This window comes from Corynebacterium sp. HMSC064E10 (genome assembly GCF_001812505.1).
Lineage (GTDB): Bacteria > Actinomycetota > Actinomycetes > Mycobacteriales > Mycobacteriaceae > Corynebacterium > Corynebacterium amycolatum.
In genome coordinates this window covers 739,369-762,129 of sequence record NZ_KV809173.1, presented here as the reverse complement: position 1 = coordinate 762,129, position 22,761 = coordinate 739,369, and the positions used below count along the sequence as shown (strand labels likewise).

Genomic DNA, 22,761 nt, shown 5'->3' with positions numbered 1-22,761 from the left:
CGCGGTGCTAATCGACGGACTTTTGACGGCGACCGACCAGGATGCCAGCACCGAAGATTAGCGCGCCCAGGATTGCGCCGGTTCCGGCGACTGCGGCGGTTTGGAGCGGGGAATTGGTCGCGGCCTGCTGAGTCTGCACAACTTCGTCGAGCCCATTACCGGAAGCGTTGGACTTTGCGGAAGCCTTGCCAGATGCCTTGGATGCGCCGCTGGCCTTGGACTCTCCGGTCTTGGAGGCACCGGCCTTCACAGCTTCTTCGCGTTCCTTGGCGGAGCCACCGACGCTGAGATCCGTGGCCGTGTCCTGGCTGCGGTCGGAAGAACCATGTGCAGCAAAGGTGTAGAGTGCGCAGTCATTTTCGACGCAGTTGGCGGCCGAGGTGACGGCCTCGACATTGAGCGTGGTAGAGAAGCTTCCGTCGGAGGACATCTGGGAGGTGCGGACAAACTCAGCGGCGGAGAAAGCATCAGCGTTGGTGGTGGAGAACTTGTTCTTCTCAGCCACTGCGACGTAGATGCCGTTGCCGCTGGTTTTGAATCCGGTGCCGGAGACGGTAATTGCGGTGCTGCCCGATGGGTTCAGTTCCGTGGTGGACAGGCTTACCGCCGGGGTTCCGGTCGAGGAGCTGCTGTCGTTGGAGCTGCTGGAGCTGCTAGAGCCGCTGGAACCGGTGGTGCTACTCGACCCACTAGACCCTGTGCTGCCACTGGCGCTGGAGCTTGCGCTGCCGGCGGACTGTGAGGAGTCACCGCCGGACGGCAGGGTAGCGTCCTGCTTAGCAGCTCCGCCGGCAAACGATACTGCTGTCGCTGTGTCCTGGCTGCGGTCGGAAGAACCGTGAGCAGCAATGGTGTAGACCGAGCAAGCGTTCTGCATGCAGTCTGCCGTGCCAAACTTCGCGCTGACCGGAAGATCCACGCTGAAGCTGCCGTCGGACTTCAGGTTGCCGCGAGAGGTAGACACAAACTTGGTATCCGGGCCGAAGGAATCGGCGTTGGTCACATCCATCTGGTCATTTTGCGCGATACCGACGTAGATGCCCGGTCCAGAGGTCTTGAATCCCTTGCCTTCAACTCGAATGGTGTCGCCGCTCGGGTTCAAGTCTGAGGTCTTGGACAGGCTCACCAATGCGCTACCTCGTGACTGCGACGGTGACTGTGCGCCCGAACCAGTGCTCTGGCCACCACTCGGTGCCGCGCCGGTGGAACCCTGCGATTGAGCAGCCTGGGAAGTAGCACCCGCCTTGAAAGTGATGGGGACCCACTGGTCATTGCTGCGGTCAGAAAGATTAGGGAACGCAGTAAAGGAGGCTACGTAGCACTGGGTGGAGGTGCAGTCGACATCGCCAAAGCTGGTCGCGACTTTCATCTCCTGCGTAAAACTTCCGTCAGCGCCGACCGTGACCTTGGCCGCTTCGCCATAGGTCGAGGGGTAGCCCGACTTTGGCTTCTCGATTGTCTGGGCCAGGTAAATATTTGCGTTAGCGGGGTAGCCGACTCCCTTGATGGTCACGGTGGCGCCGTCGGAAAGATCAGTGGCAGGGGTCACGGAGAGCTGGCGCTCAGACTGATCGATGCTACCGCCGAGAAGGTCACCGATGCCGGGGAGCGAACCGCCGAGCTGTCCAATCGATGGCAGCGACTGTGCCGATGCGGGGACTGCGGGTAGAAATCCCGTACTCACTACGATTGCCGAAGCTAGAACAATAGAGCGGGGAAGCAGGCTCCGTCGGAAAGCGCCCTGCGTCGTGGACATGTAAACCTCTGATTCTGTTTGGGAGTTCCGGCGCAGGCACGGCGAAAAACAAGCAACCCCACCGCGCTGACCAGAGTAAAGCGTAAACTAAGGCAAGCCTACCCTCCGCGTATTGGTAAGGGCAATAAATGCCCCTGCCGAGGTGAGGAGGGGAGCTTTCTAGTCTGCTGCTTCTGCGACGCTCATGAGATAAGAGATAGTCATGCGTTTGATTTCCTGCACCGTCAGCTCGTAATGAGCTTCCCGTTCAGCATCACTTCCCGGATGGTCAACCGCATAATTCAGCAGGGCGTACGTCGCGTTAATCATGAGGTCGGAGATGAAATTCAGTTCCGCATCGCTTGACGACGGCACCAGCGGGCGCAGCACCTTTGAAATCTCGGTGACCAGGCGTGCCTTCGTATCTTCTGCGGTCGCGCGTGTAGCGGGCGTCGATTGAACGGCCAGCCATACGGCTCTTCTAGAAACGTCCTCGCGCCACAGTTTTGCCAGGTGGTCGATGAACTCCGAGAGAAACTCCGGCCATTTCAGGGTGGGGACTGTTTCACCGAAGCGTGAGACTTCCTCAATGACGGCCTCGGTGTCCTGACGGTCGAGCTCGCAGATCATCACATACTTGTTTGCGAAAAATTGGTAGAGCGTGCCAATGGGGATATCGGCAAGGCGAGCGACTTCGTCGAAAGTGAAAGACTCAAACCCGTGCTCGATGAGCACTGTGCGTGCCGAGCTGAGCATGCGTGCGTACCGCTCTCGGCTGCGTTGTTGAGCCGGAGTGCGACGGGGACGAAGAATATTCGGTGCGTCCTGGGATTGAGTCACTACTACGAAACCGTCTAATCGGGATGATATGAGATGAGAGTTTGGGGCCGGGGCCAGAGCAGGTCTTGCGACAAGCTAGCTGTCGGAAGCCTGTGATTCCACGCCCAAATCACGCAGTACTCGCTGGACGTGCCCCTTGGCACGAACGTTGTACCAGGCCTTTTCAATTTCTCCTTCGGCATTAACCAGGAAAGTCGAGCGGATGACGCCCTGGACAACCTTGCCGTAGTTCTTCTTCTCGCCGAAAGCGCCGAACGCGGTCATAGTTTCTTTGTCCGGATCGGACAGGAGGGTGAAGTTCAAGCCGTGGTCCTCACGGAAGTTTGCGAGTTTTGCCGGCTTGTCCGGAGAAATACCTACAACAGGAATGCCGGCATCGTTCAGGGCTGCGGATTCATCGCGGAAGTCGCATGCCTCAGTGGTGCAGCCTGGGGTGTTGGCCCGCGGGTAGAAGTAAATCAGCACTGGCTTGCCCGCGTAGTCCGACAGAGAAACCTGCTCGTCGGCGTCGTTGAGAAGAGTAAACGCCGGGGCAGGATCGCCAGCTTCCAATCGGATGTTGTTCTGGCCGTATTCTTTGTCGCTGGAGGAAGAAGTAGTCATGGCTTAATCGTATCGACTCTGGAGCGGTGCGTGGCGACTCTGAAGCAATGCATTGAGTTTTTCCCGTGCTCGCCCACGTTGCTGTAGCGGAAGTGTTAGTCTTTTAGGCGAACAATCACTTTAGATATTCAACTTTTTAGGGAGTTTACGTGGCTCGCAGCATTGAAGATATCCAGCGCGATATTGAGCGTAACCGTAACCAGCTCGCCCGTACTCTGGATGAGCTAACCGTGCGAACGAATCCGAAGAACGTTGCGGATGACGCAAAGACCCGTGTTTTCGATGCTCTGAATGAGCCTAAGGTGCAGGCAGCACTGGGTGTCGTTGCCGCACTCGTTGTTGGCGGCATCGCAATGGGCATTCGTCGTAACCGCAATCGCAGCAAGGAAATCGACCGCATTCGCGAGATGATTGAGACTGCTGCTAAGTAGTTTTCAGTAATTAGCGCACGTGCTTCGGGTGGTTACCTGGGGTCGTGCGCTTTTGCGTATCTAATCCCTTTTTGAGTCAGGCGTGGGGCACAAGTTGGCGACTGCGCTTGTTATGCAACAAAAAGACCGGGAAGGTATTTCTACCTTCCCGGTCTGTATCGTGCGCCATCAGGGACTCGAACCCCGAACCCGCTGACATTAAGTCATTGTGACAGTCAGACGATTTCCCCGCATGTGGTGGAAACTACTACAGCCACGTTCACTATCTTTCAGTTTCAGTGTCATGGTGTGACATGGCAAAAAGGGAACAAAAAGGGAACGTGTTAAAGAGTCGTTGTCGCCGACTCACGGGAAAGAGAGAGAGCTAACGCACAAGCTAGCGCTCGTTTGTTCTGCCGCGCAAAAGCTAACGCTTTTGCTTGCCTAACATTCTCACCTTTGGTTAAAGATGAGTTTTAAAGATAAGCCTCTGACCTGTGAAGATACAGAAGAAGTTGAAGATGAGGGTATATAGAGACAGTCCGCATCTTCGCAGGTCACGGGGACGCGCCGAACAGGGCGCGGGGTTTAGCTTTTCGGGCGATAATCACCGAGCGCGCCGGAAACATCGGGCGCTACCGCCGCCCTCTGGACGTAGTGCGATTCAGTGATAGCCGTCGTGGTGTGCCCGGCGACGTCACGGGCTGCAACCATGCCGTAAACGTCTGCAACCGCCGTGAGAGCGGTCGAACGGAGCAAGTAAGGGTGAAAGGCAATCCCCGTGTGCTTCAAGGCGTCTCGCAGCGACCGGCGGACGTTGGCTAGATCCATCAGGCCGCCGCGACTGCTCGGAAAGACTAGACCGGGTGGCGTCGTAAGGTTCCCGCCGTCTTCGCCCCACGGGCTTAGCCGTTGGAGCTCGAGCGCGGTCATAGACCAATCCGGCAGGGTGACCGCGCGGAAACCCCGCGCCGTCTTTGTCGCTTCCTGTAAAAACAGGTGACTTTTTCCATCTTCGCCGCTATGCCGCGTCACTGTTGACCGGAGCGTAATTTGCCGCGTCGGAATATCGACGTCTTCCCAGCGGAGCCCCAAAATCTCATTGGGGCGCGCACCGGAGCCAATGAGCACATCGAGAAAGTGCAGCAGGTACGGAGCGCGGCCACCGGCCAAGGGGGTGGCACTCTGCCAAGCGCGGATAGCCGCGCGCACGGTTTCCATATCCGCCGGGGTGATGGCCGCCGCTGTCGGACGTGGCCGGGGGACGGGTGTTGTTCCCTCAACGGGGTTGGACGTCACAATTCCGATGCGCAGGCCGTGCGTATACGCGCCACGCAGCAGGACGCGCGCCGCGCGCCGCCTAGAGGGTTGCTTAATGGCCTGTAGGTGGTGCTCGAAAATTGGGGTCGTTCCCTCACGTGCCAAGAGCGACCCCATAGCCGGGTACACGTCTTTTTCCGCGTGATAGTCGTATATGTCGGCTGTTTGTGGCCGCCACTTATGGGCGCGTCCCCACTCAAGATAAGTCTCTACAAGTTCTTTCACCGTGCAATCGGATTGGGAACCGACGCCAACGCGGGCAACCTGTTCGACGGCTCGCAAGGCGTCACGTTTCGCCGCTGTCTTCGTCGTGGCCACGCGCTGCACGCGCTTAGTCTCGCCGCTGGCCGCGCGATAGAGCACGCGGGCGCGCCAACGGCCATTAGGCATTTGGTGAAGCTGTACGCCGCCCCATTCACCGGGAGCTAATCTAATCCGCGCCATTGTCACGCCTAAATTCATCGGGAAGATGTTCAACCAATGGCGATTGTGAGACATCTAAGCCAATTGGAATACCTAAGAGTGCCGCCACGCGCAGAACCTCGCCCCCCGTGACCTGGAGGGACTTAAGCGAGTCCTTGTAAAGCAGTGCGCCAACCTCAGCGCCGTATTTTTCTTTCAATGTTTCCAGTGGCTGACTGCCCCTAGCTTCAGTGAGATAGGAAATTAGCGCGTTGTAAACGTTTCTGTATCTGTCATCTGAGGTGTAGCCCTCCACCATTCCAACGAACCGTAGTGCTCCATATCCAGAAGCGTCGTGCTCGCCTGGCAAGTAAGTGACTGTCTCACCAGCGGGGTTAGGGAAAAGCAGATACAGGGGTGGCATGTCTAACGCGCGGGCTAAGACCAGGAGATCAGCGACCGATACGCGCGGGCGTCGATTCTCGTTTGAATAATCGGCAATTGCTGACCGGGAAATTTTGTGACCGAGCTCAGCAGTCTTATCGCTCAATGCTTGCGCGCTTAGTCCTAGTTCTTGACGCCGCGCATCGACCGCCCGGCCAATTTGCACCGTTAGTTCACGTTCCCAGTCCATAGGGGTAAGCATACAGGCGATAAATCTAGCGTAACTGAACGCAATCCACGCAGTTATTGCGTTGCTGTTCAAATTAGACTACTGTCGTTCATGTACGCAGAGAAAGTGTGAACTTGCGTACAGCAACCGAATAGGAGTCTTTTATGTCGAAGTCGGAGCCCCCAGCCGCGACGCTCACGGTTCCCCAAGCGGCTGCCGCGCTCGGAATCAGCACCCGAACCGCCTACTACCTCATAGCCGAAGACAAGTTTCCCGTCCCTGTCATTCGTCTAGGGCGCTCTATCCGCGTTCCCCGCGCCGCCCTGAACAACCTCGCAGAGACCGGAACCGCAACAAATGAGGGCGAACTGTGAGCCGGCCGGCAATGACCGCGCGGCTTGCCGGCGGGATACAGGTTGACGTCACCGCCGACGGAACGACACGGCTTAACGGCCACCGCGTCAACGCCAAGGAACTAGAGACAGTGATAGATCTGCTCGCCCTCGCAGCGCGCCTAATGGCCGTAGCCAACGACTGAAAAACACCCCCCAGAAACAGCGAAACCCGCCGCCCCCTTTAACACTGCTAATGCCTTTGGACTGGAAACCAGCAGAGAAAAGGGGCGAACGGGAGCCGTCTACGCAATCCACGAAAAGAGGAACTGCAATGAACACCATACCAGCACCCCGCGTTCACCGGTCTACCTGCGAATACGTCCCCACCGCTAAGGCGTGGGAGGAACTGGAACAGCTCGAACTATTCGCCGTCGACCTGTTGGAAAACCTCGATACTGACGCATTGATTGAAAAGGAAACCCGGGAATGAACTTCACTGAATACGACTTCGCCGACAAGCTGAAAATCCGCGACGAACTAGCCCGCGACCTAGCCGACATCATTTGTGTTGCCGCCGCCGCTGATAGCGCCGTGTTCACCGACCCAATCCCGGCGGTTATTGCCTACCGGATTGACGCCTACCAGCGCGCCGACGCGCACATCAAGGCATGGCAGGCAGAAGTAAACGCCGTAACACCCGAAATTGCAGAGCAGGTAACCCGTGACGCTAAGTAACCGTGATTACAGCCCCTTGATTGAGTCCATCGGTGTCGCACTGGTCGAAGCCCGTGAAACAGCTGATTTGCTGGCCGCTGAACTGTCTGACGCCGCCGAAAACCGCGATACACAGCACATTGAAGAAATCGCCGTGAAGTGGCTACAGGTCACCGAGATAGCCGCCGATATGGCAACTAACCGCGCAATCCTGGCCGAAAGTGAAAGGTGAAGTCGTGTCCCGATTAATTGACCACCGCGTTAGTCGCACAGCGTTGTTAGAGATGCAGGGCTTCGCTCTGAATGTCATTTGCCCCGATATTCCTATCCTCGAAGAAGTCGAAAAGGGCGAATGCATAACGATGGAACACGTGTCGATGATGACCCAAACGCTCAAAGACATCACTGGCAAAGATTTACGCCTGGAAATTTCCACGTTGTTAGAGATGATTTTCTTTCCGCTAAGGGGCGAAAACTGACAATGACCGAGCCGACACCTACAAACGTGTATCAAGCCGTGTACGACGGACTAGCCCAAGTCGCATTTCTGCACTGCTTTCCATCGATGCCGCTTCCCGTACCGGGCATGATTGCAGACCTGACCGTCCACGATATTCATCGGGCTTGCCATGAGTTCGCCGCCAAATCAGGAGGGCAAACCGCCGATGTTCTCCAATCTGTCTTACGCTCCGCGCTCGTGGCAACCGAAGCACAACCAATGTTTACCGTCCTTGACGGCCACAGCGTCCCCGACATTGTCTAGAAAGGCTACCCAAATGACCACACCACACCGGCCAACCGCCACCGCCCTCTATGACGGACTCACGAACGAAACCGCCGCCTACTCGCGCGGAATCGCCGCCGGGCTGATCCTCGCATCGTCAACACCGAACACTGAAAACTACTTTGTGGCGCTGGTGACGAACTTCGAGAACGTCGCTATCGGCGCGTACCTCACCGACACCACTAAAGCGGTCGACGCCGCCCCGAACCTCGCCACGATGCCCGCCGGGAAAAAGATTGTCATTGGTTCCACCACTAGGCACGCCATGATTTCCGCGTGGGCAGAGCTCAACGCCGCGAATCAATGGAGCCCCCGCGATTTCCTGATAGGCACCGACGCCGCCAATGACACCGGCCTTGTAATCAGCATCTGCCATGAATCGGAATACACCCCAGCGTCTAGAGGTGAGTTCATTTCGGGAATGTACGAAGCCCTACGCCTTGTAGCAGCAAAGTCACAGTGACGAAAAAGAGCCGGGCGCTCGCAAAAACACCCGGCTCATTCCCACCCGAAAAGGCAAATCATGGAAACTCCGCACCCACAGAATAGCAGCACCCGCGAACTCACACCCCGCCGAGCAAGCGACGTTAAACCCGCGCGCCTGTCCTGGCTTATCCCGTCATGGCTCCCCGCCAACGCGCTAACCCTCATCGCAGGCCGTGAGGGCATCGGAAAAAGCACTATCGCCGCCGACTTCGCCGCCCAAGCCACCAAAGGCCAACTAGGAGCACCCACCCGCGTGCTCTATGTCGCTGTCGAAGATTCCCGCGCACTGGTTACCGTCCCGCGGCTCATTGCCGCCGGAGCAGACCTAAACCGCGTTGACTTCCTCGACGTCACCAACCACGGCCAACCCGGCGCGCTCGACCTACCCCGCGATATGCAACGCCTAGCCGCACTAGTCGAAGCGGGAGACTACGGCATGATCATCATTGACCCGATTACCGCCGTTTTGTCGCCGCGTCTTAACCCCAATCACGCCGGAGACGTCCGCCAACTACTAGACCCGCTGGCAGCCCTGGCAGAACGTCACCGGCTGGCAATCCTGGCCGTGACGCATTTCGGAAAGACCGCCACCGCCGACACTGGCCGCGCCGTCCTCGGTTCCGCCGCATGGTCCCAAGTCCCTCGTAGCGTCCTGGCCGTAGCCGCCGACGAAACCAACGGCGACATACTTGTGACCAACACGAAAACCAACCTTGCCGCCCGCACAATCACCCGCCCGGCGCGGATTGTGGACACTCTGGTGCCTATCCCCGGCGCGGCTGCTACCCGTGTAGGTGCTGTGTCGTGGGGTGAGGTGACCGACCGGGACGCACGCGACGTTCTCGAAGCTGACCAGAACGGAGACACCCGCGCCGTGCGCCGGGGTGTCGATACGTGGCTGAGGGAGTATCTAGCCGACGGGGCGCGCTGGTCGACGGACATTAAGGCCGACGCTTCCGGCGCGGGGTGGAGTATGCCCCAGGTTCGGGACGCTAAAACCCGCCTGGGAGTCCAAGCCCGCAAACAGGGCTCGGGTGGGTGGGCATGGCACCTACCGGGAACAAATCCCACGCCGCCGACCACAAACGCCGGGGCTGCATCAACGGGCATGATAGCTAGCGCATAAATGCCCGTGGCCACGCGTGCGCATAATCCATCAACCAGCATGAACAGCAAATTTAATGTTGTTTAGAAAGGCAAAAAGTAGTGACATGGAAGAGCAGTCAGAACCAATTAACGCAATGCTGTTAACAGACCTGTGGGCATGATAGCTAGCGCATAGACCGGATAAGGAGAATAGCCGCCGTGACACACAAACGCCGACGCCGCGCCGAGATAGAGATCAGCACCGCGCTAGCCAAGCACGCCGCCGAACTGGCCACCTGGTCAACCAACCACATGCCCGGCGCCGCGTGCCGCGGCAGCGGCTGGCTATTCGACCTTTCCCACCACAAAGAACGCGAACACAAACAAACGATTCGCCACCGCGCCGCCGCCCGCATATGCGCCACCTGCACGGCCAAACAGTCATGCAGAAAAGCAATCGAACAACTACCACCAGAACAACGCGCCGGAGTATGGGCAGGAATGGTGTACGACAACGGCCACAAATACGCGCCGGGCTGCAAAAAGGAGAAAGACCAATGAGCAATAAACACGATGCCGCTGGAATATGCCCGGCATGTTCGACACCGGTTAACTGGTGGCTTAATCCTGTGACTAGTCACGCGCCGGGGTGCCGGATTGGCAGGGCTGAGGATTCGGCGCGTGCTGCTGATTTGGCGGCTATTGAGTGTTCCCCGGCTGCTGTTGGTGGCCGGTTGCCGCGGTTTATTTTGGCGCATGAAGCCGAGCTTTTGGCCGCTACTGGCCGCGTGCCTGGCCGTCGTGTGGTTGTCCACGCGGTGCGTCCGACGGCTATCACGTCCGGGTATTTGCCGCCGGATAGACAGGGTATGCCCGCGCAGTGGCTTAGGCATTTCGAGTTCACGGAGAAAAGGAGACTGACAAATGACAGATGACACCGCCGCCGATGCTGTGGAGCAGGCCGACGGCCACGCCGCCGAGACTTCACCGACCGATGAGCAGGAGCGACACGGAAGCGTTGCAAATCCAGACACCGCCGACGGCCACGCCGCCGACGGTAGCGACGTGGCCGACGATGGAAAGCACCAAGACCCACGGCTTACGGCTGCTCGGAAAGACGCCGCGAAATACCGGGAGCGCCTACGTGAGACAGAAAGCGGACTAGCCCACGCCACCGCCCGCGTCACTGGCCTAGAGCACGCCGTTATCGAGATGGCTAACCCCATTGCTCATAACGTGTCGACCGCCGCGCTGGTGAAGCTCGGTCTCAATATCGCCGACTACATCTCTGACAGTGGGGAGGTTGACCTAGCTGGCATTAAGCAAGCCTGTATCGACATTGCCGCCGACGCTGGCATCAACACCGCCCCACAGTCAGGCTTGCCGATTGTGGAATCGGTCGGGCGTGCCACTGGCACGTCTGGCGCGGCTGGCAATTGGATTGGCCGGGCTCTCGATCAACGCTGATAGGATTAGCAGCAGGGGAGCGTCAACGCCCCCGCGTGACCGGATTCATGCGAACAGTTGACCACTATCACCCGCCCGGAGCGGGGGCGTTAGCCGGTACGACACCGACTAACAGCAATTTCTCGTACACGTACACCGTCGTGCGGAATGCACCCCCGCCCCGGGCGTTTGCATACCCCAAGGGCACCGACCGCCACCGACCCCTACAGGCTTGACCACGGGGCACCCCGGCGACACCGGCAGGAGGGTGCAGCCCCGCGCGCCAACCTCAATAGGAGGGGCAACCCATGCCAAGCTTCACATCTAACGACGCGCTACAAGGCAGCGCACTACTGACCCCGGACGTCGTGGCCACCGTCATTGAAAAGCCCGTGATGGAACAGTCACTAGCCGCGCTGCTATCCCAGCAGATGCAGACCGGCAGCGAGTCCGTCATCGTCCCAACCGTAACCAAAGACCCAACAGCACGATGGACAGCAGAGGGCGCAGAGATCACAACCGACGACATGGAAATGAAGCCGCTGGTTATCCGACCGGCAAAGGTCGCAGGTCTCACCGTGGTCACACGTGAGCTCGCAGACGATTCCAGCGCAGACGCCGCAAACCTCGTCGGTGCAGGACTCACACGCGACATCATTCGACAGATTGACGCCGCATACTTCGGCGCGCTCGAAGCACCAGCGCCAAGCGGTCTCGCCGCACTAGACGGCACCACCGAAATCAAGGCAGGAGCCGCATTCTCAAGCCTTGACCCATTCATTGACGCCATGCAGGCCGCGCAGTCTCAAGGCCACCCGCTGACCGCCTACGCCGCCAACCCCGCCGACGCCGCAGCACTCGCCAAGATCAAGAAGGCAACAGGCAGCGCCGAACGGCTACTAACAACCGAACGCGACGCCACTGGCCAACTGGTGCGACATATCGACGGTGTGCCACTCATGGCCACGCCACACGTCGAACAAGGCACGATTTGGGGCGTGCCGTCGACAACCTCAATCTTCGTGCGACGCACCGACACCCGCGTTGAAGTAAGCGACCAAACCTATTTCAGTTCCGACCGCATCGCAATCCGCGCAATCATGCGGGTTGGTTGGGGCATCATCAACCCGGCCGCAATCATCAAACTGACCGCCGCCGAATAGGCGACCCAGGGGAGGGAACCCTGTCCCCAAACACGAAAGCAAAGGGGCACTGACATTGCTTGGATACCTCCCCTGACCTGCGAAAACGTGCCGGGACAAATTAGGGACAGCCTATTAAAAACCAGGACAAGCAGACTCCAATCAATCACCCGGCAACACCCCACCGCCTAAGGTGGGGGCGCGCCGGGCTGTAGGTGTCTGACCTGCAAAGATGCGGAAGCGGCCTGTATGCCCTCATCTTCCTCATCTTTGTATCTTCACAGGTCAGAGGGTGTTTCTTTGGTCTTATCTTCCTTACCTTTGCCCTTATCTTTCGTTGACCTGCGGAAACGTCCAAAAAGGGAACAAAAAGGGAACAGCCCCCGGTAGTCGAACTATCAAAGTCCGTCTACCAGGGGCTTTTGTGCGCCATCAGGGACTCGAACCCCGAACCCGCTGATTAAGAGTCAGCTGCTCTGCCAGTTGAGCTAATGGCGCTTACTGTTTCCTGCTTGGTGCTCTCTGTGTGAGCTCCTCCCCGGCAACGAGAAGATATATAACCAGGTTTCTGATTGTTTGTAAAATCGGCTGGTCAGGTGCTGTTTTTGAGCTGACGTTTTTGCATGTTTTTTGAAGGGTTTTGCGCAACCGTTTGAAAAAAGTTCAAAAAAAGTTTGAAAATCCTCAAAGTGGGGTGGGGTTGTATCAAGGTCATCAACGCCGGGAGCGTGCATTGATGCCGTAGGTACGTTCGGTGACGTTCGGCGGTGTTTAGTAACGTCCGGTAACGTCCGGTGGCACTTTTGAATAGCGAACTGATTACTTTTCGGTAACGCAGCCTCAAAGGTGCATCGTTTTCCCAGGTCGGTTGAAGTGCCCCGGTTTTTGGGGGTTGCACAGCATTTTTCCAGAGGGTTAACTGTAGGAACCGTTGGGCTACTTTGCGTGCTGCGCCCTGTGAAGAGTTGAAAACTGCGATCGGGCAGTCATTACGGCTTTTTCAGCTAGGGCGGGCGTTTTATCGGCGGCTAGTGCCGTTGCAGGGTAGTCTGACCTTTTTCGAGGGCGCACCAGGGGCTGTAGCAGGACTCCGCTGTGTGTCACAGTGTGTCCCCGGGACTTACTACTTAATAATTGCACTGTTGGAGTGAAGCACGATCATGCGGCAATCTTTTAAGCGCCTGTCGACGGCGGTGGTGACATTTGCGGCCACCATTTCGCTAGCTGCTTGTACCGTCGGCGGCGATAATGCCGAGCAGCAAGAGGCGGAGAAGTCGGACGTTGGTCTTGTCGCCAGTGTGAAGGACGATGCCACCGATGTTTCGGTGGTTGACCCGATTTCGGTTCAGGTGGAAGAGGGGCATCGCCTGGACAAGGTTGTTATGACCAACCCTGAGGGCAAAGAGGTAAAGGGCAAGCTCGACTCCAGTGGTACCAAGTGGACCACTGCAGAACCCCTGGGCTACTCAAAGACCTATGAGATTAACGCCACCTCAGGCACAGAAAAGCTGGCTACTTCTTTCACCACTATTGAGCCGACTTCTCAGGTAAATGGCTACCTGTCCCCACTGGATGGTTCCACCGTGGGTGTCGGTCAGACTATTGCCGTGAAGTTCAGCGCGAGTATTTCGGACCGCAAGGCCGCTGAGGAAGCAATCAAGGTGACCACCGAGCCTAAGGTGGAAGGCGCTTTCTACTGGCTGAATAATAGCGAGGTGCGCTGGCGTCCAAAGGAGTACTGGAAGCCGGGTACCAAGGTTACCGTGAAGTCCGACATTTATGGCACGGATCTCGGTGACGACATGTACGGTGCGGAGTCCGCCGAAACCAGCTTCACCATCGGTGATGAAGTCATCGCTATCGCTGATGATGCGACGAAGACCATGGTCATTAAGAAGAACGGTGAAGTCGTAAACTCCATGCCTATCTCTATGGGGTCTAATGTTCACCCGACTCCGAATGGCCAGTACATCATCGGTGATCGCAACGAGACTATGGTGATGGACTCCCGTACTTACGGCCTGTCTCTGGATAACGGTGGCTACGTCACGCCGGTTAACTACGCAACGCAGATGTCTTACTCCGGTATCTACGTCCACGGTGCACCGTGGTCAACATGGGCACAGGGCAGCGTCAACCAGTCTCACGGCTGCATCAACGTCACTGACGCCAACGCTAAGTGGTTCCTGGACAACACTAAGCGCGGTGACATCGTGGTTGTGAAGAATACGGTTGGCGAGACGCTCTCCGGTGTTGATGGACTAGGTGACTGGAACATCCCGTGGGAGACCTGGAAGAAGGGCAACGCCGACGAGACCAGCTCTTGGTAACCCCCTGTCCTCTAAGTGAGGCCATCACTTAAGTCACACGGGTTAGACCGCTTACTATTCATCCAACATTCCCAGCTCCTGCGCCCGAGCAACAGCCGCGGTGCGGGAGCTGACGTCTAGCTTGGTGAAAATATGCACCAGATGCGACTTCACAGTCGCTTCAGTGAGCACCAGCTGCTCTGCAATTTTTCTATTCGACATACCCCGCGCGACCAACTCGAGCACCTCGAGTTCGCGCGGGGTTAGTGCCGTATTGGGATTGCGCATCCGCCCCATCAAGCGCCCGGCAACCTGCGTGTTCAGCACGGTCTCGCCGCGAACGGCGCGACGGATGCCATCGATGAGTTCTTCCGGAGCGGCATCCTTCAGCAGATAACCAACTGCGCCAGCGGTGACAGCGCCGAGGACATCGGAGTCCGAAGAATAGTTGGTCACCACCAACACCTCCGGAGCCTTCACGCCGCGCCCGGCGAGTGCGCGGATGGCTGCAGTGGCATCAACTCCGCCTGCGCGGGAAGCGGTGCCAGGGGCCTCGCCAAAGCGAAGATCCATGAGTACCAGATCGATGTGGTCGCAAGAGTCGTCGTCAAGCGATGCGCGCACCTTCTCGACCGCGTCGTCACCGCTGGCAGCCTCGCCAACCACGACGATATCCGGCGCCGATTCAACGACGGCGCGAAGACCAGCGCGCACGATGGGATGATCGTCGGCGATGAGGACTCCGATGGGCTTGGTCACCTGGCTATCTCCTCGGGTGATGTGAATGGTCGTTTCCTACCTGCATACCAGGCGCGGGACTTTAAGAGGCGAGCTCGTGCGGGATGCTGACGCTGACACCGCAGCCGCGCCCAGGTTCCGACTCGATTGTGAAGGTGCCGCCGAGCTTTTCCACGCGTCGGCGCGCGTTGGCGATACCCACGCTGTCGTCGTTGGTTGGTGCGGTGGGGTCGAAGCCGATGCCGTTGTCGACGCAGTCGAGCAGAACCTCGTCGGGCTGATAGGTCAGAGTGACGCGACAGCGCGTGGCGTGTGCATGCTTGACGACGTTCGCCAAGCTCGCCTGGGCCACCCTGATAATTGTGGCTTCGACGGTGGCCGGCAGTCGCGTGGGTGTGCCGTCAACGCAGAAGCTGACAGCATCGCCCAGCACCGTGGAGGAGCAGACTTTCTCCAACGCACCGGATAGGTCAGCCCCTTCGAGAGGAGCCGGCTGAAGTGCTGCGATAATGCGCCGAGTTTCGGCGAGGTTGTCGGCCGCGACCTTGCGAGCGAGCTGCAGCGAATCCACCGAGGCCTGGTCATGCTGAGTGGGAGCACTTTTCATGCGAGACTCCACCGAATGCAGCAGCAGCTGGATGGAGGAAAGCCCCTGCGCCACGGTGTCATGAATGTCGGCTGCGAGGCGTGCGCGTTCGTTCAGCTCACCGGCACGACGGGACAGTGCTTCCGAGTGGGCGCGGGCAGCCGAGAGCTCCTCCAGCGCCTTGGTCTTTTCGATAGTCTCCTTCTGCAGCAGCCGAAACCCCAGCCCCACCGTGAGCACAAATGTCCCGCCGAGGATAGGACCGAGGACCCCACCAAAAGTCAGGGGAGTGTGGACGGCGATAGCGCCGATTGCCGTCGCTGTTGTCGCCGCCACCATGATTACAGCCGTAAGGCCGCCAGTGACCTGCAAAATTACGAAAAACAGTGGGAAAATCAGGAACGAGGCGTCCAGCGTTGCAAACGCCAACGCAGCCCAGCACAGCAGCAGGATCACAAGCCAGCCCAGTAGTAGGCCGTGCGGTTTAGTCAGTGCGACCTCGTTGGCTACGTTGCCATGCCGAGCCCGACCAATCGGCCCGACCGAACCTGCTATGTACACCGCTAGAAAACACACCGCATAGGTGATGATTCGCCACTGCGGGTCCGGAACCACGCATACCGCTAGCAGCACCAGCACCAAAACATCCAGGGCAAACCGCAGTAATTGCCAGTTGCGGTTCAGGGTCTCAGGAGTATCCACGCCCTCGAGCTTAGGACAGTTCCACCTGCCAAAACACCGCTGACGAGCCGGAATTGTCAACATCAACCGAAAGTTGGAGACGAAGTTCAACCTCCCTGGCGATTAAATCCTCCTTTGAATCCACGACCATAATGAGTATGTACCAGTCAATGAAAGAACTTCGGGCCGCTCCAGGCCGTGCGGCACTAATCACCATCACCGTTGGCATGATTGCTGTGATGGTCGTGTTCCTCTCGGCTTTGGCTGCCGGCCTGTCCTCCCAGTCCGTTTCCGCACTTGACGAGGTCTACGGCAAAAACGATGCCGTCGTCGTCGCTGAGGGGGCCACGTCGTTGTCGTCGTCAAGCATGGGCGAGACAGTGCGAAAGGGCATCCAAACGTGGGCGAACGATAATAACGCCGCCATCCGCGATGTCTACGTCAGCCGTGCACGAGTCGATGAAACGCCCGTCACCGTCATCTCCGATTTTTCGCTTAACGACGACCAGGTGGCCGTCACCGACGGCGTTAGTGAAACCGCCATTGCGGAAGGTGACTCGCTGACCCTGTCTGGCGCGATGGGCGATTATAAGGCCACGGTTGCACGACTGGTGGGGGATAAGTGGCTGGACCATCAAGCAGTCATTTATGCCGGGCGCGGTGTGATGGAAGACCTGACGCCGGGGCAGATGGTGCCGGCGGCGATGGTTGTCGACGAGTCTGCGGCGCAGCTGCCGAATGTCCCGGAAGGAACCATTCTGCGCGACGGCGAGCGCAACAACCTGTCGGCTTCCTACCAGGGCGAGCAGACTTCGCTCAACGCGATGACCTCGATGCTGTATGTCATCTCCGCGCTGGTAGTAGGCGCATTTTTCACCGTGTGGACCGTTCAGCGACTCCGTGGTGTGGCCATTTCCTCGGCGCTCGGTGCGTCCCGCTCCGTGCTGGTGGCTGACTCTCTGGCACAGGTCCTGGCCGTGCTAGCAATCGGAGTCGGCGGCGGCGTGGCGGTGACTGCAGCGGCGGGCTGGGCTCTGCAGAGCGCCAACGTCATGCCGATTGTGGTCGATGCTTCCACGACCGTCGTGCCGGGGCTCGTTCTCGCTGTGACCGGCGTAGTTGGTGCGCTGCTGGCACTGGTGCCGGTATTTCGCGTCGATCCGACCACCGCACTGGCGAACGCATAGTGGCAATCTGAGAAAACGACTTTCCGCCAAAAACATCCCGTACAACCTGCACGCCCTGCACACTCTGCACATCACGCAACTGAGGAATTGAGGACAACATGACTACCTACATCGACAACAAAGCTCCCGTGGCACTGGCGCTCAAAAACATCTCGTTGACTGTCCAGGACGGTGAAAACAAGCGCACTCTTTTGGATGACATCTCGCTGAAGATTCGCGCTGGCGAGGTCGTTGGATTGGTCGGCCCATCGGGTTCTGGTAAGTCAACGTTGCTGACCATTGCCGGTTGCTTGAAGAGCGCCGACTCCGGACACGTCACTCTGTACTCCACCAAGCAGGAGTCGAACGGTGCAGGCGCGGACGAGAGTGCGGAAAGGACGGCCATTGACCTGAGCGCTCGCGGCGCGGATGCTGCCAAGGTTCGTCGCGAACATATCGGTATCGTCTTCCAGCAGCCGAATCTTCTACCAGCCTTAACGGTTAAGCAGCAGCTCATCGCAATGCGGCTGCTGGGCCGCGTCTTCGGTTGGCTCGCGGGTGGCCGTCGTGAAGCGGAGAAGCGCGCCGATGAGCTACTCGAGGCAGTCGGCCTGGCGGGGCTGGGAAACCGTCGCGTGAACCAGCTTTCCGGTGGTCAGCAGGCACGTGTCAATGTTGCGCGCGCACTGATGAATGAGCCGGAAGTGCTGCTAGTCGACGAGCCGACCGCGGCCTTGGATCAGAAGAGCGCAGGGGCCGTGACGCAACTGATTATGGATGTGACGCGGAAGATGGGTGTGGCCACCCTGTACATCACCCACGACCTGGGGCAGCTCCACGGTGCCGACCGGATCGTGGAGATGATCGACGGCAAACTGCAGGTATCGGATGCAGGTTTGGTAGCTACTCGGTAGTGACTGTGGGGGGGGATAAGTAGCAAAAGGACCCATCCCGGCGACACGCTGGGTGGACACACTTTGTCTATTAACCCGAGACCCGCGTGGTAGGCGGACACACAAAAACCCTCGGCCAGGAAAAATCCTGGCCGAGGGTTCTACTTGGGGTGACTGACGGGACTCGAACCCGCGACACCCAGGATCACAACCTGGTGCTCTACCAACTGAACTACAGTCACCATTACCGCATTAAATGAGCTGTTTTCTCAGTTCATCTCTGCAGCGAACTATATGGTAGCCCACAGTGGGCTGGAAACAAAAACAGCAGGTCAACCCGGATAAAATTGGAGAGGGTTAGGGTTTGGGGCCGTCGTAAAGCGAGCTAGCCGCGAATTTCACCGTACTTTTCTGTGGATTCCTTGCTTGCGGCGGAAACAGCGTCGGCATCGGGGCCAGGGTGGGGCAGAAGCATGGCGCGGCGGTAGTAGTCCAGCTCGCGGATCGACTCCTTGATATCTGCGAGAGCTCGGTGAGCGAGACCCTTTTCTGGAGCGCCCTTGAGAACCTGGGGGTACCAACGGCGGGCCAGTTCCTTGAAGGAAGAGACATCAATCATGCGGTAGTGCAGGTGCTGATCGAGCTCTGGCATGTAGCGGTGGATGAACTTGCGGTCGGAAGCAATCGAGTTTCCTGCCAGCGGAGCGGTGCGGGGCTCGGGAACCCACTGGTGGATGTAGTCCAGAACAGCTTGTTCGGCGTCGGCGACATTTGTCTTGCTTGCGCGTATTTCCTGATCCAGGCCGGACTTTGCATGCATCTTGGTGACGAAATCGTCCATCTGTGCCAATTCAGTCTCGGACGCGTGCACGACGATGTCCACACCTTCTCCAAGCACGTTGAGGTTGGCATCGGTGACGAGAGCCGCGATTTCGACAATGACGTGGCGCTCGGGCTCGAGGCCTGTCATCTCGCAGTCAATCCACACAATCCGGTCGAGCTCAGGGGAGAGCTGGAGATCGGGATTGGGCTGAGCCATGATTTCACCTTTCGCTGAGATTCGGCATGTTTCTGCAGTGCGCCTTATTTTGTGCCCGGACTGGGCTGCGGGGCGCGTGTTGACTACGCCCAGCTTAGCGATGTGGATTGTGATGTGGTTTAGCGTGCCGATTTTGAGGCGGATTGTGGGGAAACGAAATTAACTGGAAAGTGAGGTTTTAGAATTGGACAACGGGGCATGAACTAAATCGACCTATTTGCCTGATAAAATTACTTCTGAATTCGGATTCCAACGGGAGAAATAGTTACATGGATGAGACGAGCCGTGTTGGCGACGCTGCTCAAAGCAACACCGCGGCACAGAAACCATCCGTCGATGATGTCATCATTGCCGCTGCTCGTGAGAGCGTAATGACTGTGGGCTTTCGTAGGACTTCGATTGCAGAAATTGCTCGCAAGGCAGGGGTTTCGCGGCCGACTGTATATCGCCGTTACGCCGATATTGGCGAGCTTCTCGCGGAAGTGACCAACCGCGAAATCCTGCACATGCTTGAGGGGCTCCGTTATGTCCCTGGCGATTCACGCGCTCGTATGTTGCTGCGTATTCGAATCGTCGTTCAACGCATCATCGAAAGTGACTTTTTCCCTGGCCTGGTCAAGACAGATCCCGACCGCGTCTTAGAAGCGCTCACTGGAGAGATGAGCGACACTCAGCTGGAGATTGTGGAGAAGTTCATTCTCCCCGGTGTCCGTCACGGGCAGGAAGATGGCACTATTCGCGAGCACGACCCATATCAGTTGGCACGCAACATTTACCGTCTGATTCAGACGATGGTGCTGGTGTGGCGTCCGGATGGAAAGGATGCTGCGCTAGACAAGAAATCTGTCGAAGAGGTTGTCGACATGGTTGACCGCTACTTGCGTCCGGATCCCGCGGATAACAAGAAGGACTAAAAGGTAAAAACCCGCCTGATGCTGGTATAAAACCAGGCCAGGCGGGTTATTTTTGCGCCCCCAGAAGGATTCGAACCCTCGACCAATCGGGTAGAAGCCGACTGCTCTGTCCACTGAGCTATGGAGGCCAGCTAAGAAAAGCATTGTAGCGTCTCTGGCACAGCCAATCACAACCGGTTCTAATCCCAGTGGTGTTACCGGTTCTGCTCTAGGGAATTTGGTCGCTAAGCTTAGGGCTATGACTGCCACGACCAAGGCCGAGACCTCTCCGCCTGTTAGCAAGGATAAGAAAGTCCGTAAATCTGCTGGTTGGTACGTTGTTTTTGTGCTTATCGGCGGCGTTCTAGCTGGTTTGCTCTCGATGGCGTTCAACATGGATTCGCGCGCCACGTTGGGCATTCCTGATCCGGGCACAATCACTACCTTCGGGTTTCCGTTCGCCAAGGCGACCGGTGAGTTGCTCGCTTGTCTCGGTGTCGGCTCGTTTATGCTCGCTGCTTTCGGTACGAAGCAGCGTGCCGACGGCACTTTGGGCCTCGACGGCTACACGGCATCCCGTACGGGTATGTGGGCCATGCTCGGCTGGGGTCTCATGGCGCTGATGGAGATTCCGCTGGTTCTCTCCGATGTGTCGGGCCAGCCGCTGTCAACGACGATTCAGCTGAGTAACTGGGCTGTGTCTTTGGAGCAGACCAAGGAGGGCTTGGCGTGGCTGTGGGTAGCTATTTTTGCGGGCATTGTGGCGCTCGGCTCATCGCTGACTCGTAAATGGATTTGGCAGCCGGTGTTCTTCGCCATCAGCTTGGTGTCGATGATGCCGCTGGCTGTTGTGAGCCACAACGCCTCCGGTGGTGCGCATGACTACGGCACCAACTCCTACATCTGGCACTTGACTTTCACTGTGTTTTGGGTCGGCGGTTTGATGGCGTTGGTTGGCCACGCGCGTCGTCGTGGTGAGTGGATGCCAGAGGTCGTGAAGCGCTACTCCTTCGTGGCGTTGGTTGCATTCATTGCAATGTCTGCCTCTGGCTTCATTAACGCAGCCATCAATATTGACTGGTCTGACCTGGTCAGCAATAACTACGGCATCATGGTGCTGGTCAAGGCGGTGCTCACCATCTTGCTGGGCCTGTGTGGCTATGTGCACCGCAAGATCACCATCCCGGAGATTGAGCGTGCCCAGTCGAATCGCCCGTTCTGGCGACTGGCCATTGTTGAGGTCATCATTATGGCGCTCACGATTGGCGTTGCCGTGGCCCTCGGCCGTACTCCGCCGCCACCGAATTTCTCTGAGCAGGCCGGTGGTGAGGGCCTGCCGTCCATTACGCAGATGCAGGTCAAGCTCGGCTACAACCTGGAGATCCCATTCGGCTGGGAGGCCATGTTCACGCAGTGGCGCTTTGACATTTTCTTCGGCTCTGCCGCGATTATCGCCGCATGGATTTACCTGTATTGGCTCTACTTGCTGAAGAAGCGCGGCGGTACCTGGCCGCTGTCCAACACTCTGTGGTGGCTCGGCGGTTGCGCAACTTTGCTGTTTACTTCGTGCAGCGCACTGGGTGTGTACATGCCGGCTCTGTTCTCTGTGCACATGATTGCCCACATGCTTTACTCGATGGGCATTCCGGTCATGCTGGTGCTGGGTGGTCCGGTCACGCTGGCGTTGCGTGCGCTGAAGCCGGCTGGACGTGATGGTCTGCCGGGTATTCGTGAGTGGCTGGTGGTCTTCATCAACAACCCGGTGTCGCGTTTCCTCACGCACCCGGTGGTGGCGACGGTGCAGTTCGTTGCAGGTTTCTACCTGCTCTACATGACACCGATTTACGACTTCCTGGCCGATGAGCACGCAGGTCACGTGTTCATGAACATCCACTTCCTGATCTCGGGTTACATCTTCTACTGGGTCATTATTGGTGTCGATGCCGCACCGCAGCAGATTGCGCCGTCGGTCAAACTGGTCACGCTGATGGGGTCGCTACCGTTCCACGCTTGGTTCGGTATTTCGCTAATGCAGTCGCAGCAGGTGCTCGCCGAGACCTACTACGCCAGCCTTGATCTCCCGTGGGCAGTCAATCTCTTGGAAGATCAGAATGTCGGCGGTGCCGTCGCGTGGGCTGCCGGTGAGGTTCCGCTCTACATCGTTACCGTTGCGCTGTTTGTGCAGTGGCGACGTTCCGATGAGAAGGATGCAGCACGCTACGACCGTGTCGCAGACCGCAACAACGATGAGGAGTTGGCTGCATACAACGAAATGCTCGCTCGCATGAGCCAGCAGGTCGGTGTCGGTGGCGAAGATGAGCGCGACTACTACACCTCAGAGGTTGACGCGCAGCATCCGGTGCACATGGACAATCCGATTGATGCCTCGAAGAGGCGCGGAAGGTAGCGTCGTTAAGCAGATTTCGTTCGCTTGACGACGAGGATTGCTGCGACCTCGCCCCTCACCTTCATATGAAGCCTGTGGATAGTTGTATTTTAGACGAAATTATCCACAGGCTTTTTGTTTGCCTCTTTCGCTT

General features: G+C 58.0%; 27 protein-coding genes and 3 tRNA genes. 19 read left to right on the top strand and 11 right to left on the bottom strand.

The window, feature by feature from the left end; all coding sequences use genetic code 11:
• Positions 1–7: 7 nt before the first annotated feature.
• From HMPREF2860_RS05170 to bcp, 3 genes are all read right to left on the bottom strand, one after another.
• Positions 8–1,756, bottom strand: coding sequence for a neocarzinostatin apoprotein domain-containing protein (locus tag HMPREF2860_RS05170; RefSeq protein ID WP_083309505.1), 1,749 nt, complete (start codon positions 1,754–1,756; stop codon positions 8–10).
• Between the two features lie 159 nt (positions 1,757–1,915).
• Positions 1,916–2,575, bottom strand: a complete 660-nt coding sequence (locus HMPREF2860_RS05165) for a TetR/AcrR family transcriptional regulator (protein ID WP_038628044.1) — start codon at positions 2,573–2,575, stop codon at positions 1,916–1,918.
• Positions 2,576–2,650: 75 nt separating this feature from the next.
• On the bottom strand, positions 2,651–3,178 hold the full coding sequence (bcp, locus tag HMPREF2860_RS05160; RefSeq protein WP_038628046.1) for a thioredoxin-dependent thiol peroxidase: 528 nt from the start codon (positions 3,176–3,178) through the stop codon (positions 2,651–2,653).
• A 149-nt stretch (positions 3,179–3,327) separates the two neighbouring features.
• Between bcp and HMPREF2860_RS05155 the strand changes: the two genes are divergently transcribed.
• The gene (locus HMPREF2860_RS05155) at positions 3,328–3,609 is read left to right on the top strand and encodes a DUF3618 domain-containing protein (RefSeq protein WP_038628049.1); all 282 of its coding nucleotides are present in this window, start codon (positions 3,328–3,330) and stop codon (positions 3,607–3,609) included.
• 567 nt (positions 3,610–4,176) lie between these two features.
• Here HMPREF2860_RS05155 and xerC read toward each other — a convergent pair.
• Both xerC and HMPREF2860_RS11035 read right to left on the bottom strand, forming a co-directional pair.
• Positions 4,177–5,298: a site-specific integrase gene (xerC, locus tag HMPREF2860_RS05150; RefSeq protein ID WP_168164994.1), complete on the bottom strand. Its 1,122-nt coding sequence runs from the start codon at positions 5,296–5,298 to the stop codon at positions 4,177–4,179.
• 40 nt (positions 5,299–5,338) lie between these two features.
• A complete protein-coding gene (locus HMPREF2860_RS11035) occupies positions 5,339–5,944 on the bottom strand; it encodes a helix-turn-helix domain-containing protein (RefSeq protein WP_141752980.1) in 606 nt (201 codons plus the stop codon).
• Positions 5,945–6,087: 143 nt separating this feature from the next.
• On the opposite strand from HMPREF2860_RS11035, the gene HMPREF2860_RS05140 reads away from it, so the two are divergent.
• The 13 genes from HMPREF2860_RS05140 (at position 6,088) to HMPREF2860_RS05095 (ending at position 11,937) form a co-directional block, all read left to right on the top strand.
• Positions 6,088–6,297 (top strand): helix-turn-helix transcriptional regulator, encoded by a 210-nt coding sequence (locus HMPREF2860_RS05140; RefSeq protein WP_049172885.1) that lies wholly within the window; start codon positions 6,088–6,090, stop codon positions 6,295–6,297.
• The gene (locus HMPREF2860_RS11145) at positions 6,294–6,461 is read left to right on the top strand and encodes a hypothetical protein (RefSeq protein WP_168157924.1); all 168 of its coding nucleotides are present in this window, start codon (positions 6,294–6,296) and stop codon (positions 6,459–6,461) included. Before HMPREF2860_RS05140 ends, HMPREF2860_RS11145 begins: the two co-directional genes overlap by 4 nt.
• Before the next feature lie 128 nt (positions 6,462–6,589).
• Positions 6,590–6,748, top strand: coding sequence for a hypothetical protein (locus HMPREF2860_RS11140; RefSeq protein WP_168164993.1), 159 nt, complete (start codon positions 6,590–6,592; stop codon positions 6,746–6,748).
• Positions 6,745–6,993 (top strand): hypothetical protein, encoded by a 249-nt coding sequence (locus HMPREF2860_RS05135; protein WP_070628642.1) that lies wholly within the window; start codon positions 6,745–6,747, stop codon positions 6,991–6,993. Before HMPREF2860_RS11140 ends, HMPREF2860_RS05135 begins: the two co-directional genes overlap by 4 nt.
• Positions 6,980–7,204 carry a hypothetical protein gene (locus HMPREF2860_RS05130; RefSeq protein ID WP_141752979.1) on the top strand — a complete coding sequence of 75 codons (225 nt, stop codon included), beginning with the start codon at positions 6,980–6,982 and terminating at the stop codon, positions 7,202–7,204. The genes HMPREF2860_RS05135 and HMPREF2860_RS05130 overlap by 14 nt, the downstream gene beginning before the upstream one ends.
• Complete coding sequence (locus HMPREF2860_RS05125; protein ID WP_141752978.1) at positions 7,194–7,451, top strand: hypothetical protein; 258 nt, start codon at positions 7,194–7,196, stop codon at positions 7,449–7,451. Before HMPREF2860_RS05130 ends, HMPREF2860_RS05125 begins: the two co-directional genes overlap by 11 nt.
• 2 nt (positions 7,452–7,453) lie before the next feature.
• Positions 7,454–7,735, top strand: coding sequence for a hypothetical protein (locus tag HMPREF2860_RS05120; protein ID WP_070628639.1), 282 nt, complete (start codon positions 7,454–7,456; stop codon positions 7,733–7,735).
• A gap of 13 nt (positions 7,736–7,748) precedes the next feature.
• On the top strand, positions 7,749–8,219 hold the full coding sequence (locus HMPREF2860_RS05115) for a hypothetical protein (RefSeq protein ID WP_070628638.1): 471 nt from the start codon (positions 7,749–7,751) through the stop codon (positions 8,217–8,219).
• 60 nt (positions 8,220–8,279) lie between these two features.
• The gene (locus HMPREF2860_RS05110; protein WP_070628637.1) at positions 8,280–9,368 is read left to right on the top strand and encodes an AAA family ATPase; all 1,089 of its coding nucleotides are present in this window, start codon (positions 8,280–8,282) and stop codon (positions 9,366–9,368) included.
• Between the two features lie 179 nt (positions 9,369–9,547).
• Positions 9,548–9,889, top strand: coding sequence for a WhiB family transcriptional regulator (locus tag HMPREF2860_RS05105; protein ID WP_083309503.1), 342 nt, complete (start codon positions 9,548–9,550; stop codon positions 9,887–9,889).
• Positions 9,886–10,263, top strand: coding sequence for a hypothetical protein (locus HMPREF2860_RS11030; protein ID WP_141752976.1), 378 nt, complete (start codon positions 9,886–9,888; stop codon positions 10,261–10,263). The genes HMPREF2860_RS05105 and HMPREF2860_RS11030 overlap by 4 nt, the downstream gene beginning before the upstream one ends.
• Positions 10,253–10,795, top strand: coding sequence for a hypothetical protein (locus HMPREF2860_RS05100; RefSeq protein WP_070628636.1), 543 nt, complete (start codon positions 10,253–10,255; stop codon positions 10,793–10,795). Before HMPREF2860_RS11030 ends, HMPREF2860_RS05100 begins: the two co-directional genes overlap by 11 nt.
• A gap of 287 nt (positions 10,796–11,082) precedes the next feature.
• Complete coding sequence (locus HMPREF2860_RS05095; RefSeq protein WP_049172902.1) at positions 11,083–11,937, top strand: phage major capsid protein; 855 nt, start codon at positions 11,083–11,085, stop codon at positions 11,935–11,937.
• Positions 11,938–12,341: 404 nt separating this feature from the next.
• Here HMPREF2860_RS05095 and HMPREF2860_RS05090 read toward each other — a convergent pair.
• Positions 12,342–12,414 (bottom strand) — tRNA-Lys (locus HMPREF2860_RS05090).
• A 662-nt stretch (positions 12,415–13,076) separates the two neighbouring features.
• Here HMPREF2860_RS05090 and HMPREF2860_RS05085 point away from each other — a divergent pair.
• The gene (locus HMPREF2860_RS05085) at positions 13,077–14,246 is read left to right on the top strand and encodes a L,D-transpeptidase (RefSeq protein WP_038628051.1); all 1,170 of its coding nucleotides are present in this window, start codon (positions 13,077–13,079) and stop codon (positions 14,244–14,246) included.
• 54 nt (positions 14,247–14,300) lie between these two features.
• Here the strand turns inward: HMPREF2860_RS05085 and HMPREF2860_RS05080 are convergent, their stop codons facing one another.
• Both HMPREF2860_RS05080 and HMPREF2860_RS05075 read right to left on the bottom strand, forming a co-directional pair.
• Positions 14,301–14,984: a LuxR C-terminal-related transcriptional regulator gene (locus tag HMPREF2860_RS05080; RefSeq protein ID WP_038628053.1), complete on the bottom strand. Its 684-nt coding sequence runs from the start codon at positions 14,982–14,984 to the stop codon at positions 14,301–14,303.
• 61 nt (positions 14,985–15,045) lie between these two features.
• A complete protein-coding gene (locus HMPREF2860_RS05075; protein ID WP_038628056.1) occupies positions 15,046–16,251 on the bottom strand; it encodes a sensor histidine kinase in 1,206 nt (401 codons plus the stop codon).
• 149 nt (positions 16,252–16,400) lie between these two features.
• Between HMPREF2860_RS05075 and HMPREF2860_RS05070 the strand changes: the two genes are divergently transcribed.
• Both HMPREF2860_RS05070 and HMPREF2860_RS05065 read left to right on the top strand, forming a co-directional pair.
• Entirely contained in the window at positions 16,401–17,417 is a 1,017-nt protein-coding gene (locus HMPREF2860_RS05070; RefSeq protein WP_052155632.1) for an FtsX-like permease family protein, read from the top strand.
• Positions 17,418–17,515: 98 nt separating this feature from the next.
• Positions 17,516–18,310, top strand: a complete 795-nt coding sequence (locus tag HMPREF2860_RS05065; RefSeq protein WP_070628635.1) for an ABC transporter ATP-binding protein — start codon at positions 17,516–17,518, stop codon at positions 18,308–18,310.
• Positions 18,311–18,455: 145 nt separating this feature from the next.
• On the opposite strand, the gene HMPREF2860_RS05060 is transcribed toward HMPREF2860_RS05065, so the two are convergent.
• Together HMPREF2860_RS05060 and orn are read right to left on the bottom strand one after the other, a co-directional pair.
• Positions 18,456–18,531: transfer RNA gene (locus HMPREF2860_RS05060), tRNA-His, on the bottom strand.
• Positions 18,532–18,674: 143 nt separating this feature from the next.
• Positions 18,675–19,328 (bottom strand): oligoribonuclease, encoded by a 654-nt coding sequence (gene orn / locus HMPREF2860_RS05055; RefSeq protein ID WP_038628062.1) that lies wholly within the window; start codon positions 19,326–19,328, stop codon positions 18,675–18,677.
• A gap of 269 nt (positions 19,329–19,597) precedes the next feature.
• Here orn and HMPREF2860_RS05050 point away from each other — a divergent pair, with 269 nt between their 5' ends.
• On the top strand, positions 19,598–20,242 hold the full coding sequence (locus HMPREF2860_RS05050) for a TetR/AcrR family transcriptional regulator (RefSeq protein ID WP_038628064.1): 645 nt from the start codon (positions 19,598–19,600) through the stop codon (positions 20,240–20,242).
• Between the two features lie 55 nt (positions 20,243–20,297).
• Here HMPREF2860_RS05050 and HMPREF2860_RS05045 read toward each other — a convergent pair.
• Positions 20,298–20,370 (bottom strand) — tRNA-Arg (locus tag HMPREF2860_RS05045).
• 110 nt (positions 20,371–20,480) lie between these two features.
• Between HMPREF2860_RS05045 and HMPREF2860_RS05040 the strand changes: the two genes are divergently transcribed.
• On the top strand, positions 20,481–22,628 hold the full coding sequence (locus HMPREF2860_RS05040; RefSeq protein WP_038628066.1) for a bifunctional copper resistance protein CopD/cytochrome c oxidase assembly protein: 2,148 nt from the start codon (positions 20,481–20,483) through the stop codon (positions 22,626–22,628).
• Positions 22,629–22,761 lie beyond the last annotated feature (133 nt).